This is a genomic window from Polyangium spumosum, from assembly GCF_009649845.1.
GTDB lineage: Bacteria > Myxococcota_A > Polyangia > Polyangiales > Polyangiaceae > Polyangium > Polyangium spumosum.
This window is the reverse complement of record NZ_WJIE01000001.1, coordinates 696,049-709,768: the sequence shown is the minus strand read 5'-3', so window position 1 is coordinate 709,768 and position 13,720 is coordinate 696,049. Positions and strand designations below refer to the sequence as shown.

Below are 13,720 nucleotides of genomic sequence, written 5' to 3'. Positions count from 1 at the left end.
CTGGCACGAGGAGACCGATGAACACCGACGATTTCGTGTTTGCGTGGGAGGACGAGGCCGAGCCCTTGCGGGTCGCGCGCTTCGAGGGCGAGGAGGGGATGAGCCGCCTCTTCCGGTACGAGCTCTTGCTCCTCGCGAAGGCGGCCGATCTCGATCCCGAAGCCATGCTGGGCAAGCGTGCGAGCCTCTGGATCACGACGCTCTCGGCGCCCGCGTGGAAGGTCGTGCACGGCGTCGTCACCGAGGCCGAGGACGTCACGAGCGTGCCCGAGGGATCGGTGTACCGCGTGGTGCTCGAGCCGCTGCTCGCGCGCGCGCGTTACCGCACGCGGAGCCGCGTCTTCGTCGACAAGACGTTGCGGCAGATCCTCGAGAGCGTGCTTCGCGACGACGCGGGGATGACGCTCACGAAGGGCGCGTTGCTCGATCCGCCGGTCGGCCCGCCCTCGTTCACGGCCGCGGCGGCGCGCTTCACCTGGCGCATCAAGGGCAGCCGGCTCGACGACCCGAGGGCACGGCCGTACGTGGTCCAGTACAACGAGAGCGACCTCGATTTCGTGGCGCGGCTGCTCGAAGAGGAGGGGATCGGCTACCACTTCGAGCACACGGACGACGCGAGCCTGCTCGTGCTCTCGGACAAGGATTTTGGCCGCCCGCGCGTGCCGGGCGACGACGTGTTTGGTCCGGGCAAACCGGGCCGCGGGATCGGCACGTTCCGCCTCGGCGCGCGGCTGCGCGAGGCGAGGGTGCACCTCGGCGCGTACAACTGGGAGAAACCCGCGCTCGACGTGGACGCGGAGGCGCTCTCCGGCGCGTCGGATCTCTCCGCGTACGCCTTCCACGGCGGCTCCTTCGAGAGCGCCGAGCTCGGGCAGCCCCTCGCGGAGGCGCGGCTCGACGAGCTGCACACCGAGGCCTCGTACGCCGTCGGCGAGGGGGTGACGCGTGTGCTCTCCGCGGGATCGATCTTCACGCTGGAGCACCCGAAGGCCCGCTACGAAGGCGAGTACCTCGTCACGCGTTTGCGCGCCGTCGGCGAGCAGCAAGGCGTGCTCTCGGTCGACGCGGGCGACGCCCAGGCGGAGCCGTTCCACGTCGAGATCGAGTGCGCTTGCCGCGGCCGCGGGAGCGACGTCGCGGAGAGCCGGTATCGCCCGGCGCGGAGGACGCAGAAGCCGCGGATCGTCGGCGCGCAGACCGCGTTCGTGACCGCGGAGCCGAGCGCGCGTGGGTCCGAGGTGAACCTCGGCGGGCCGAGCGCGCTCGGCTGCGTGCGCGTCCGGTTTCACTGGGACACCGACGAGAAGCGGCTCGCCAAGGAGCCTTCGAGCAAGTGGGTCCGCGTGAGCGAGCCTTTTGCGCGTGGTGGTCAGGGCGGCATCTGGCACCCGCGCGTCGGGTGCGAGGTGATCGTCGAGTTCGAGGACGGTGATCCCGACAGGCCCTTCGTCACGGGCCGCGTCTACAACGGCAAGAACCGCCCCGCGCAGACGAACCCGACGCACAGTACGATGTGGTCGCTCTCGACGCCCGGCGGCGGCGTGCGCAACGAGATCTCGTTCGAGGACACGGCCGGCAGCGAGCGCATCTACACGAACGCCGGCAAGGACATGGTCACGAACGTCGGCAGCGAGCGCGTGGAGAACGTCGGCGCCGACGCGCTCATGACGGTGGGGGCGAGCAACACCGAGGAGATCGGCGGCAACCAGACGATCCAGATCGGCGCGAACGACACGCTCTCCGTCGGGGCCAACCAGACGGAGACCATCGGCGCGAACCAGGTCCGCATGATCGGCGGCAGCCGGCTCATGATCATCGGCGGCAACGAGGCGCGAGAGACCGGCGCGAGCCACGCGAACATCGTCGGCGGCGCGCTGAAGGAGAACGTCGCCGGCGACGTGGGCGAGACGTACGGCGCGACGCGGACGACGAGCATCGCGGCTTCCTTCACGGAGACGTACGGCGCGACGCGGGATCAGACCGTCGGGGCGATCGTCCTGCAGGACTACGGCGGCAACCAGACGACGAACATCGGAGGCGCGCGGACGATCCACGCCGGCGCGGTGCTCGGCGCGCTCGTCGGCGGCAACCACGACACGGAGATCGGCGGCTCGGAGACGGTGAACGTCGGCGCGGCGACGATCCACGTGGCAGCGGGCCCGATCACGCACCAGGCGTCGAGCCTCGACATCAACATGCTGCTCAAGCTGCACCTCGTCGGGGTGAAGCTGAACATGTTCGTGGTCAAACTTGCGGCGACGGGCAAGTCCTCGAGTTATGGCGCGCTCACGGCCTCGGCGAAGGGCACGGCCATCTCGTTCACGGGTTTGAACCTGCGCAAGACGGGCCTCAAGTCCACGGCCGCGGGCGCGAAGCTCGACGAGGACGGGGTGAAGTTCGTGGGCATCGGCGTCCTCATCCACCCCTCGGGCGTGCATACGTTCACGTGACGGCACCTTGAAGACCATCAAGCCCATGAAGCTCGGCGTCCTCACGCGGACGTTCGAGCTCGATCACAAGCACTACTTCGTGCCGACGGTCTTCGTCTTCTGCGACCTCGGAAAGGCGCCGAGCCTGCTCTCCGAGGTCGAGATGTGGCGCCTCGCGGCCGCGGAGCTCGGCAAGGAGGCGGTGATCGACGAGTGTATGCCCAAGCAACGCGGCGAGGTGCTCGTGCACGGCCGTTGCTTCACGGCGAACCGTGTCCCGAGGCCCGCGGCGTCCGTGCGCGTGAAGGTCGGCCCCGTCGACAAGACGCTCTACGTCATCGGCGATCGGGTCTTCCGCCGCGACGGCACGCCGAGTGATCCCGAGCTCTTCACCGAGATGCCCATCCGCTACACGCACGCGTTCGGCGGCGAGGGGTTCCCGCAGAACCCCATCGGCGTGGGGTTCGCCCCGATCAAGGTCGACGGGCGCGTGCTGCACCGCTTGCCGAACATCGAGCTGCCGGACAGGCTCATCAAGAGCACGTCCGACAGGCCGCCGCCCGCGGGCTTCGGGCCCTACGATCTGCTCTGGGCCCAGCGGTGGCCGAAGATCGGCACCTACGACACGAAGTGGATGCGCGAGGATCTGCCGGGCCTGGCGAAGGACATGGACCTCTCCATGTGGAGCGCCGCGCCGAACGATCAGCAGCTCCCGGCCGGCTTCTTCGAGGGCGTCGAGGAGATCCTCGTCGAGAACATGCACCCCGACAAACCTCGGATCGAGGGGCGCTTGCCGGGCGTCGTCGGCCGATGTTTCGTCACGCAGCGGACGGCCGAGGGCGACGTGTTCCGCGAGATCCCGCTGCACCTCGACACGGTGCAGATCTTCCCGCACCACGAGCGCGTGGCGCTCTCGTTCCGCGGGCTCTGGGCCGTCGCCGAGGACGACGCGGACGACATCGTCCACCTGCTCGTCGCCGCCGACGATCAAGCGTCGAAGCGGCCCCTCGAGCATTACCGCGCCGTGCTCGAGCGCAGGCTCGATCCGAAGCGCGAGGCCTCCGAGGTCTTCCGCGACGGCGACCTCCTGCCGCCCGACGGGGGCGGCAAGGTCTCGGGGGGCGGGGACATCGACGCGATGTTCGAGCTCACGCGCTCGGAGAACCTGTTGCAGAAGAACCTCGCGGAGCGCGCGCGTCGCGAGGCCGAGCGGACACGCGCGGAGATCCTGGCGGCGGGCGGAGATCCGGACCTCGTGCCGGTCGCTCCGGGGCCGAAGCCCGTGGAGGGGCCCTCGTTCGCGGATCTGCCGGACTTCGTGGAGCGCTCGGAGCGCGAGCTCGCGGAGGCGCAACGCACGATGGACGAGGCGCAGGAGATGACGCTCGCCGATACGCGGAAGCGTTACGCCGCGGCGGGGATCAACTACGACGCCGAGGTCCGCAGGATGAAGAAGGAGGCCGCCGGGCCGCCGAAGTTCTCCGCGGACAAGGAGCTCGAGCGGCTGCGCGACATCCAGACGCTCTGCCAGAACGCGAACGTGTCGACGCCCGATCTCGACGCGACGCTCTCCGATCCGGCGACCGAGGAGAAGCTGCGCAGGGCCGAGGAGGAGGCCCGGAACGCGTATCGCGACGGCGCGCACCTCGCCGAGTTCCGCCCCGATCGCCTCGAAGAGCCCGCGCGCAGCGAGCTCCGAAAGCGCGTCGCGGCTGCGCATGCGGAGGGCCGGAGCCTCGCGCGGATCGATCTCTCGGGCGCGGATCTCTCCGAGATGGATCTCGTGGGCGTGGACCTCTCGGAGGCGTTCCTCGAGAACGGAAACCTCTCCGGGGCGAACCTGCGCGGCGCGAAGCTCTCGCGCGTGGTGCTCGCGGGCGCCGATCTCTCGGGCGCCGATTTCACGGGCGCCGATCTCGCGGAGGCGAACCTCGGCGCCTCGAACGCGAGGAGCACGAAGCTCGACGACGTCGATCTTCGCGGCGCGATCCTCGCCAAGGCCGATCTCACGGGCGCGTCGCTGCGAAACGTCGTCTTCGAGCTCGCCGACCTCTCCGACGTCCTGCTCGACGGCGCGAACCTCTCGGGGGCTCGGTTCGATAAGTGCATCCTGAAGGGGAACCTGCTGCGCGGCTGCGATCTGCGAGAGTCGACGTTCGTGCACGCGATGCTGGTCGAGGTCGACCTGCGCAACGCGAACTTCGCGAACGCGACGCTCGAGCACGCCTCGCTCGTCCGGTGCACGCTCGACGGCGCGTCGTTCCTGAAGGCGAACCTCGGCGGGATGCGGCTCGCCGAGCCGTGCTCGTTCATCGGCGCCGACTTCACGGGCGCGACGATGGCCGCGGCGACGCTGCGCGAGGCCGACTTCAGCCACGCGGATTTCAGCGGCGCGACGCTCTCCGCCTCGGACCTCTCGAAGTGCGTCTTGCGGGAAGCCAAGCTCTACCGCGCCGTCGCCAAGAACGCCCTGTTCATGCGCGCGGATCTCACGGGCGCGAGCCTCGTCGCGGCGGACCTCGAGGGCGCGATCTTCCTCAAGGCGAAGCTCGGACGCGCCGATTTCAAGGGCGCGAACCTCTTCCGCGCCGACCTCCTGCGCGCCGTCGGTGACGACAAGACGAGCTTCTTCGACGCGCTCGTCACGCAGGTCCGCGTGTCGCCGAAGGGCGTGGATCCGAGCGCGCAGAAGGCCGCGGTCAAGCCGGGAAGCAAGGAGAGCCGTGGATAAGACCGAGCTCGTGCAGAGGGTCAAGGGCGGGGAGATCCTCTCGGGGATCGACCTCTCGGGCCTCGATCTCGCCGGCGCCGATCTCTCCGGCGGCATCTTCGAAAAGGTCTCGTTCCGCGGGGCGAACCTCGGCGGCTGCCTGTTCAAGGAGAGCGTGCTCAGCGAGTGCGACTTCGACGGCGCCCGCATGAACGAGGCGAACCTGCGCCACGCCGTGTGGAACCGCTCGACGTTGCGCGGGGCCGATCTGCGCGGCGGGAACATGCCCGTCGTGAAGTTTTACCAGTGTGATCTCACGGAGGCGCGGCTGTCGGGCTCCGACCTCGTGATCTCGGGCTTCGCGCAGAGTGATCTCTCGCGCGCCGATCTCTCGGGGTGCAACCTCGATCGCGCCGGGTTCGTCGAGTGCACGGTGACGGGCATGATCCTCGCGCGGGCGTGCCTCAAGCAGACGACGCTCTACAAGGCCGATCTCACCGAGACCAACTTCAGCGAGGCGCGCTTCGACAACACGCTCTTCATCGGCGCCAGGCTCCGGGGCGTGAACTTCGCCGGGATGGACCTGACGCTCTCGCAGTTCATCGACGCCGACGTCGAGGGCGCCTCCTTCGAGCGGGCGATCGTGCGTCAGTGCAACTTCATGCGGGCGAACCTCGTGGAGGCGCGCTTCGACGGCGCGGAGGCGCAGCAGGCCGTCTTCGTGGAGGCGAAGATGGCGCGGGCGACCTTCACGAAGGCATGCCTCACGCGAGCGCTCTTCGCCGACGCGAAGTTGCCCCTCGCCGATCTCTCGGGCGCGCGCGTGGACGAGGCCATCTTCCACCGCGCCGCGTGCGAGGGGGCGCGGCTCGTGGACTGCGACCTGACCTACGCCGACTTCACGCACGCCGACGTCTCGGCGGCCGACTTCAAGGGCGCCAAGGTCTTCCGGACGCGTTTCCACCGCGTCAAAGACAAGGATACGATCTGGTGCAGCCGCGCCGCCGCCCTCGGCGACGAGGCCGACGTGAGCACGTCCGAGGACTGGAACCCGCCGTATTGACCTTCGATCAGGAGAGACGCATGCACGCTGCCGCACGGAAGTTGAATCGCGAGCTCACGACGGTCGACGAGGGGACGGTCGTCGACGTGAAGGACGGGGTCTTCACGGTGAGGGTGGGTGACTTCGATTGTTCGGCCCGACGCGCGAAGAGCTGCCTCGTCGCGCCCGCGCCGGGCGACGTCGTGCTCTGCTCGTTCGGGCCCCAGGGGCGTTGCTTCGTGCTCGCCGTGCTCGAAGGCGCCGAGGGCGAGACGAAGACGAGGCTCGAGGTCGAGGGGGATCTCGACGTCGTCGTGGGCTCGGGCAAGCTCGGCCTGCGCGGCGCCAAGGGCGTGAGCGTGGCGTCGGGCGACGAGCTCAGCCTCGTCGGTCGGGCGCTCTCGGTGAGCGCGCTCGAGGGCAAGCTCTTCGTGCAGAAGCTCGCCTACCTCGGCGATCGCCTCAAGGCCGAGGTCGAGGCGATCAAGACCGTCGGCGCCACGCGCGAGTCGATCTTCGAGCGCGTCTCCGAGCGCGTGAAGCGGTCGTTCCGCACGGTCGAGGACATCGATCAGCTCAAGGCGAACAAGGTCGACTACGCGGCCGAGACGACGCTGGCGATGCGCGCGGAGCACGCGGTCTTGCACGCCGAGGAGCTCATCAAGGTCGACGGCAAGCAGATCCAGCTCGGCTAGGAGGCACGGAGATGTTCGCGAATTCGCAGATGGGTGGGCTCAACCTGGGCTTCCCGGACGTGTGCCTCACCCCGATACCGCCCGCGCCCGCGCCGATCCCGATCCCGTACCCGAACCTCTCCATCGGCCCGCTCGGGATCCCGTTCGTGCCCGTCGTGCTTTACGGAGGCACGCCCGCGCACAACCTCGCGACGATGATCCCGATCAGCCTCGGCGACAACCCGGGCATCGCGACGGGCGTGGCGAGCGGGACCGTGATGGGCCCGACGCGTAGCCTCACGGCCGCGTTCTCGGTGCTCGTGGGTGGCCTGCCGGGCACGCGCCTGACGAGCGTGAACATCCACAACAGCACGAACGCGCCGGGCATGCGTATCGTCCCGAGCCAGGTGCGCGTCCTGCTCCTGGCGCCCTGAGGCATGGGCTCGATGGACGTCGTCTCGGCGTGCCCGCTTCGTGTCGGCTCGATCGTCTGGCAGCCGCGGGAGGGCGCGTACGTGCTCACGGTCGTCTGCAAGGCGACCTTCGCCCTCGCGCCCGAGCTCTCGGTCCTCGCCGAGGAGCAGGACGATCCGAACGAGCACGACGAATACTGGGACGACGACGAGCGGCGCAGCCTGAGCGCGGCGAGTGATCTCGCCCCGTTCAAGCGAGGCGCGGACATCCTGCTCGTCGGCCACGCGTACGCGCCCCACGCCGCGCTGAGCGGGCCTTTTTTCGCGCGGCTCGTGGTCGGCGACGTGCTCGACAAGACGATCGAGGTGCACGGCGAGCGCGCGTGGACCGCAGACGGGCGCTTGATCGAGGAGCCTCCGTCCGGCCGTATCGCGCTGCGGTGGGAGCGGGCCGCGGGTGGGCCGGGGACGACGAACCCGGTCGGCGTGCCGCCGAACACGCCGCTCGATGCGCGCAACCTCCGGCGCGTGCCCAACTTCGGGCCGCCGGGCCTCCGCCTCGCGAGGCCCTCGGACGTGATCCCGCCGGTCGGCTTCGGGCCGATCGCGCCGACGTGGCCCGATCGAAGCGACAAACTCCCGCGACACGCTTCGGGCTGGGATCACCACCGGCTCGGGGACGGACCCTTGCCTGCGGGGATCGACGCGTCGTTCTTCAACACGGCGCCGTTCGATCAGCGCGTCGCGGAGATCCGCGGGGACGAGCCCATCTCGCTGACGAACCTCCACCCGCACGCGCCGCACCTCTCGACGCGCTTGCAGCTCGTGAAGCCACGCGCGCTCGTGCAGAAGAGCGGCGCGCCCGCGGAGCTGAGCTTCCGGTGCGATACGCTCCTCCTCGACACGAACCGGGGCATCGGCTCGCTCACGTGGCGGGGCACGCTGGCGCTCGCGTCGCCGATGGAGGACGTGTGCGTCGTGGTGACGACGGAGGAGAGCGATCGGCGGCTCTCGGGCGCCGGCCAGCCGGGGACGGTCCAGCTCGACTGGCGTTCGAGCCAGCAAGCCGCGGGGTCTCCTGCTTTGCCGTTCACGCCCGGGGAGCTCGCGGGTGACCTCTCGATCGAGGAGACCACGAGCCTGTCGGCCGAGCCTCCGCGGGTCGATCCCGGGGCGGCGTTGCCCTTCATCAAGCCCAAGCTGTCCTTCGAGCCGCCGCCCGCGCCGCCGCCCGCGCCGCCGCCGCGGCCCCCGTCCTCCGTGCCGCCGCCCCCGCCCGACCTGGCCTCGCCGGGCCTGCCGGCGGCTCCGCCCATGATCGGGCCCCTCGCCGCGCTCCGCGCCCCCGCGCCGCCCGACGCCGCCCCTCCCTCCGCGCCGCCGCCCTCCGCGCCTGCCGAGGCCGCGCCTGCGCCTGCGCCTTTGCCCGACGTCGACCCGGCGGCCCTCTCGATCGAGCAGTTCGCCGCCATTTCGGCCGAAATCGCCGAGCAACACGAGGCCCGCGCCGACATCCTCCGGCGGCGCGAATGGTCGGAGGGGACGTTCGCGGCGGCCGAGCGTCGATTCTCGCGCGAGCTCGCGGACGAAGCGTCCCGCGGGGAGCATGACGCGCGGGCCAGGTACGACCGCGCCTACGTCGCCGCCGTGGAGGGCTTCCGGGGGCCGATCGAGCCCGGCGAATATGCGCGGATCGTCGCGTCCCTCGTGAAGGGACAAGCCAACGCCGTGCTCGACGAGCTCCACATCCAGAGGCCGGCGCTCATGCCCATCCTGCGTTCATGGACGAAAAACGTCGCCGGCGACAAAGGCGCGGCCGGTGGGGCCCTCGCGGCGCTCGACGCATTCCGCGCGAACAAGCGTGGCTGACGTCACTTTTTATCTGCCGCTTCGCCGCCCGCGAACCGCAACACGCGCCCTCCGCGCCCCGGCGTCGCCTTCCCGCCCTCGCGCTCGACGACGCCCCCGACCACCACGAAGCGCATCCCCGCCGCCAGCCGATGCGGCGCCGTGAAGCTCGCGCGCTCGTGGATCTCCTCCGGGGCGAACACCAGGAGGTCCGCCCCGCACCCTTCGCGGAGGCACCCCCGCTCCCCTTCGAGCCCGAGCGTCCGCGCCGGCAAATCCGACATCTTCCGCACCGCCTCCTCCAGCGAGACGAGCTTTCGTTTCTCGACGAGCTCCTCGATCACCCGCGCGAACGCCCCGAACCCGCGCGGATGCCGCCCGCCGCCTCCGCCGTCGGTCCCGACCATGACGAAGGCATCCTGAAAGAGGCGCGCGACCACCGCCTCGTCCATCACGAAATACGCAGCCTCCGCGCCGTTTGGCCCCACGTCGATGAGCACGTCCTCGAAGGGCACGCGCCGCGACGCGGCGACCTCGGCGAGTGTTCGTCCTGCAAACCCACCCGTCCCGAAGAGCACCGCCCCGGGGCCATTCCGTTTCTCGACGCGGGCCCGCAAGAAGGCCGCGAGCTCCGGGCGGCGGCTCCGGAGCGCATTCGTATACGAGGACGGCGGGCGCGCGAAGTCGGGGAAGAGGACCGCGGTGGAGGTGTAACTCGCGGCGTACGGATACAGGTCGGCCGTGACGGCGAGGCCCTGGGCGCGGGCCCTCTGGATGTGCGCGAGTAATGCTTCGGCGCGCGGAGCGCCGCGGCCGAGGACGATCTTCAGGTGCGCGACGTGCGCGCGGGCTTTGGCCCTGCGGCACATCTCGAAGAGCTCGTCGAGTGACGCTTCGATGCGGTCGTCGTCCTCGCTGCGGAGGTGGCTCATCACCACGCCGCCCCGCGCGCCGACCGGCTCGGCGAGGGCGACGAGCTCGTCCATCGAGGCGCCGCGCCCCGGATCGTATTCGAGGCCGGTGCTGAGGCCAAATGCGCCGTCATGGAGGGCCTGCGCGACGAGATCACGCATTCGCTGGAGCTCGGCCGGGCGCGGCTTGGTATGAGGCGCGGCGCCGACGAGGCCGCGGACGGTGCCGTGCCCGACGAGGGCGGCGACGTGCACGCGAGGCCTGCCCGCTTCGACCTTGGCGAGCCAGGGGCCGATTCGCGTGGCGGGGCTGCGCCCGTCCTGGCCCACCACGAGCGTGGTGACGCCCATGGCGAGCGCGTATTCGACGTCGCCGAGCGGAGAGCCGTGAGAATGGGCGTCGATGAAGCCGGGCGTGACGACCGCGCCCGCCACGTCGATCGTGCGCTCGGCGCGCACCGAGGGGTCGACGTCGCCGACGAAGGCGATTCGATCCTTGCGAACGAGCACATCCGCGCGGCGGCGCGGGGCGCCCGAGCCGTCGATGACGTGGCCCCCGCGGACGGCGAGGCGGAAGACCTCGTCGGAGCGGAAGGGCGGGGGCGGCGGCGCAGGTGGAGGCGGCAGCGCTTGCGACGGCGGCGGCGCGAGCGGGAGCGTACGCGGCGGCGGCGGCGCGGGCGCCTCCGGGGGCGGGGGTGCTTGGGGGGATGGGGACGGCGGCGCGGGGGCGCAGGCCGCGAGCAACACGAGCAGCGGGAGGGCGGGCAGGAGGCGAGGGAGCGGGGGCGGCATCGCGGGGGGCCGGGACGGTTTTTCCAGGCCTCCCCGCGATTGTCAATGCTTCACGGCGTGCTCGTCGGGTCGGCCGGGTCGCTGCACGCGATGCGCTCGTCGCCGTCGAGGTAGCCGTCGAGGTCGCGGTCGATACCCATGCGGACGCCCGAGCCCGGAGGCGCACACGTATACGTGAGCGCGAGGTTGCCCGCCGTCATCACGGCCTCCATCAGGGCCCTCGAGATGGGCGGCGACGCGCCGATGTCGACCTTGAATTGCCCGCTGCCGACGTACACGAACCCGATCTCCTCGACGATCCGGCCCTTCGCGACGAGATCACACTCGCCCGCGTCGGCGCGCGCCACGAGCAGATCGACGCGCGGCGACGTCACGGCGCAGTTGTCCTGCGTCAGCGTCACCTGCTGGCCCACGATGGGCGCGAGGTTCGTCTCGAAGGCGAGCTGGTATTGCTCCATGTCGAGCTTGGCCTGCGTGCCCGCGGGCGTGTTCGGGATGCCGAGCGGGTTCAGCGGGACCTCGTCGAAGCCGCTGTTGAACGTGAACAGCTCCGGCACCGTGCCGTCGTGATTGAGGCCGAAGCCGCGGACCTGATCGCCGAGGAACGGATCCGGCGGCCGGTTCCCGCTCGTGAAGCCCGCGCCGAACATGCCGACCTTCTGGTACACGTTGCGCAGGTGCGGGACCTTGAGGATCTGCGTCGTCGCGTCGAAGGAGCCGAAGCCCGCGGTCCCGAAGAAGCCTGGGAAGGCATCACCGGGGTTCGCCTCCTCATCGACGCGGTGACAGGCCTCGCAGGCGCCCTGGCCGGCGACCGTGACGTTGAAGAAGAAATCACGACCGGCTTGTTGCGAGGCCGTGAGCGAGTTGTCGAGGTTCCGGATCGGGTTCGGCGGGTACATCACCTGGAGGATGAAGTCCGTGAACTTCTGCATCTGCGCCGCGGAGAGCGTCGTGTCCCGGCCGAGCAGATCCACGAACGCGCCATTGAACTTCTTGAAACCCGCGTCCTCGTCGAAGGCCCCGTCGTCCGGCTGCGACGACGCCTCGTCATTGCCGCCCGTCCGGTCGCCGCGCCAGTGCATCGGGCCGTGGTTCGCCATTCCGCGCAGGCTCTGCGTCGTCATCGGCCCCTTCATCGGGTGGAAATCGGGGTCCTGGCCGAGCAGCGGATCCGTGGTCCCGAAGGCGGCCTCGCCCTCGGGGCTGAGCGGGACGAACGGGCCGGGGTTGTTCAGCACCGTCCCGTCGGGGTTGCCGAGGTCCCAGGCCAGGCTGTCGAAATCGCCGAAGACGTGGCAGCTCCCGCAGGCCGACTCGCCGTTGCTCGCCGACAGGCGCGCGTCGTAGAGGAACGCGCGCCCCTCGATCACGCTCGTCGGCTCGGGGTTGTGCATGGCGACGTGCCCGATCTCCGCCTTCGCCGCGGTGTCGACGACGGCGATCGCATTGTCGAACCGCGTGAGCACGTACATGCGCCCGCGGGCCTCGTCGAGCACCATACCCGTCGGGCCGCCGCCCGAGAGCTCGATGTGGTTCGCCGCGCTCGGCGTGAATGTGTCGTTCTCGAGCGCCGCCGTGTCGAAGACGCCGATCTTCGAGGATCCGAACGCCGCCACGTAGAGCTTCGCGCCGTCGCTCGAGACGGCCATCCCGACCGGCTGCGAGAGCGTCTTTTCGTTCACGGACGCCGGGGCCGGGTAGGCGTCGTAATCGATGTGCTTGTTCAGGTGGCGCGGCGTGACGCCCGTCCCGAGCACCGTGATACGACTCTCGTGCAGGTGCCCGCGCAAGGTCTCGCCCGCGAACGTGCCCGGACCCTCGAAGCGCAGGTCGTTCCGGGCCTCGGTGTTGCTGACGTAGACCTTCCCGTTCACGGGATTGACGGCCATGTTGAAGAGGATGGTCCCGACGCCGGTGTAATACCCGGACGCGCCCGCGAGCTGGGCCGGGGGGTTGGCGTTTGCGTCGATGACGAACACGTCCTTGTCGGGCAGGGTGAAGGGCACCGAGCTGTCCCAGGAGCGCCCGACGACGTCCCTCCAGTGCGCGCCGTCGTGCTTGAGCATGATACCCACCTCGGGGGCGGGGATGCCTTGCCAGTTGGTATTGGGCCCGGGCACGCCGCCGGCCGCCTCGCCGCCGTCGGGCACGGCGAGCTCGCTCAGGGCCGTCGTGCGGTTGCCCGAATGGAACGCCGCCGCATACACGCGTGAACCGTCGGGCGTCACCGCGAGCGCGCGGGGCGTGTCGCTGAAGAGCGTGAGGATGTTCAGCGGCGTGCCGCCGAGCGTCGCGCCGAGGTTCCCGGCGTCGAACACCCACACGTCCGCGCGGCCCACGCCGGGCGTCGTGAGCTGGGGGTCGTACGGCACGTTCTGGCCGCGATGCGCCGTGGTGATGAAAGCGCGGTTTTTCCCCGGCCCGGCGAACACGATGTCGCGTGGCTCGTCGCCGACGAGCAACGTGCGTTTCACGACGCCGCGCCCGAGCGGGCCGACCTGGACGATGCTCACGCTGTCGGAGAGGTGGTTGACGACCCAGACCTCGTTATCGGAGCGGACCGCGACCGAGACCGGCTCGAGCCCCACGGGCACGGAGCTGCGATGGCTGAGGCCATTCGCGTCGACGTGGTAGATCTCGAGCCTGTTGTCCGGCGTATTGACGGCGAAGAGCAGGTTCTGGCTCGGCGAGAGCGCGACGGGCCGGACCTGGCCGCTCTCGAAGAGGGTGTAAGGCGTCGCGGCGGACGCCTCCGCGCTGGCCGAGAGCCCCGCGAGCAGCGGAGCGATGGCGAGGAGAGAATGGATCGAGCGGCGAAATGAACGTGACGCCGCCGAAGGGTGCATGGTCATCATGGACCTCCGGACACGGAGAAGGGGGCTCATCGCCAGGGGC

The 13,720-nt window shown here is 70.3% G+C and carries 8 protein-coding genes; 6 read left to right on the top strand and 2 right to left on the bottom strand.

What is annotated here, in order from left to right:
- Positions 1 to 17 precede the first annotated feature (17 nt).
- The 6 genes from GF068_RS03020 to GF068_RS02995 are packed head-to-tail and all read left to right on the top strand — an operon-like array spanning position 18 to position 9,137.
- Positions 18 to 2,450 (top strand): type VI secretion system Vgr family protein, encoded by a 2,433-nt coding sequence (locus GF068_RS03020; RefSeq protein ID WP_153817757.1) that lies wholly within the window; start codon positions 18 to 20, stop codon positions 2,448 to 2,450.
- Between the two features lie 7 nt (positions 2,451 to 2,457).
- Complete coding sequence (locus tag GF068_RS03015; RefSeq protein WP_170319276.1) at positions 2,458 to 5,160, top strand: DUF2169 family type VI secretion system accessory protein; 2,703 nt, start codon at positions 2,458 to 2,460, stop codon at positions 5,158 to 5,160.
- Positions 5,153 to 6,202, top strand: a complete 1,050-nt coding sequence (locus tag GF068_RS03010; protein ID WP_153817755.1) for a pentapeptide repeat-containing protein — start codon at positions 5,153 to 5,155, stop codon at positions 6,200 to 6,202. The genes GF068_RS03015 and GF068_RS03010 overlap by 8 nt, the downstream gene beginning before the upstream one ends.
- A gap of 20 nt (positions 6,203 to 6,222) precedes the next feature.
- On the top strand, positions 6,223 to 6,876 hold the full coding sequence (locus GF068_RS03005) for a DUF3540 domain-containing protein (RefSeq protein ID WP_153817754.1): 654 nt from the start codon (positions 6,223 to 6,225) through the stop codon (positions 6,874 to 6,876).
- 11 nt (positions 6,877 to 6,887) lie between these two features.
- Positions 6,888 to 7,289, top strand: coding sequence for a DUF4150 domain-containing protein (locus GF068_RS03000; RefSeq protein ID WP_153817753.1), 402 nt, complete (start codon positions 6,888 to 6,890; stop codon positions 7,287 to 7,289).
- Positions 7,290 to 7,301: 12 nt separating this feature from the next.
- Positions 7,302 to 9,137, top strand: a complete 1,836-nt coding sequence (locus GF068_RS02995; RefSeq protein ID WP_170319275.1) for a DUF2169 family type VI secretion system accessory protein — start codon at positions 7,302 to 7,304, stop codon at positions 9,135 to 9,137.
- 2 nt (positions 9,138 to 9,139) lie between these two features.
- Here the strand turns inward: GF068_RS02995 and GF068_RS02990 are convergent, their stop codons facing one another.
- Both GF068_RS02990 and GF068_RS02985 read right to left on the bottom strand, forming a co-directional pair.
- Positions 9,140 to 10,822: an N-acyl-D-amino-acid deacylase family protein gene (locus GF068_RS02990; protein ID WP_153817751.1), complete on the bottom strand. Its 1,683-nt coding sequence runs from the start codon at positions 10,820 to 10,822 to the stop codon at positions 9,140 to 9,142.
- Between the two features lie 50 nt (positions 10,823 to 10,872).
- Positions 10,873 to 13,671: a YncE family protein gene (locus tag GF068_RS02985; protein ID WP_153817750.1), complete on the bottom strand. Its 2,799-nt coding sequence runs from the start codon at positions 13,669 to 13,671 to the stop codon at positions 10,873 to 10,875.
- Positions 13,672 to 13,720 lie beyond the last annotated feature (49 nt).

Excerpts from the sequence above, each read along its gene's own strand:
- GF068_RS03020 (WP_153817757.1), top strand. The coding sequence starts at position 18 with ATGAACACCGACGATTTCGTGTTTGCGTGGGAGGACGAGGCCGAGCCC.
- GF068_RS03005 (WP_153817754.1), top strand. The coding sequence starts at position 6,223 with ATGCACGCTGCCGCACGGAAGTTGAATCGCGAGCTCACGACGGTCGAC.
- GF068_RS03000 (WP_153817753.1), top strand. The coding sequence starts at position 6,888 with ATGTTCGCGAATTCGCAGATGGGTGGGCTCAACCTGGGCTTCCCGGAC.
- GF068_RS02995 (WP_170319275.1), top strand. The coding sequence starts at position 7,302 with ATGGACGTCGTCTCGGCGTGCCCGCTTCGTGTCGGCTCGATCGTCTGG.
- GF068_RS02990 (WP_153817751.1), bottom strand. The coding sequence starts at position 10,822 with ATGCCGCCCCCGCTCCCTCGCCTCCTGCCCGCCCTCCCGCTGCTCGTG.
- GF068_RS02985 (WP_153817750.1), bottom strand. The coding sequence starts at position 13,671 with ATGCACCCTTCGGCGGCGTCACGTTCATTTCGCCGCTCGATCCATTCT.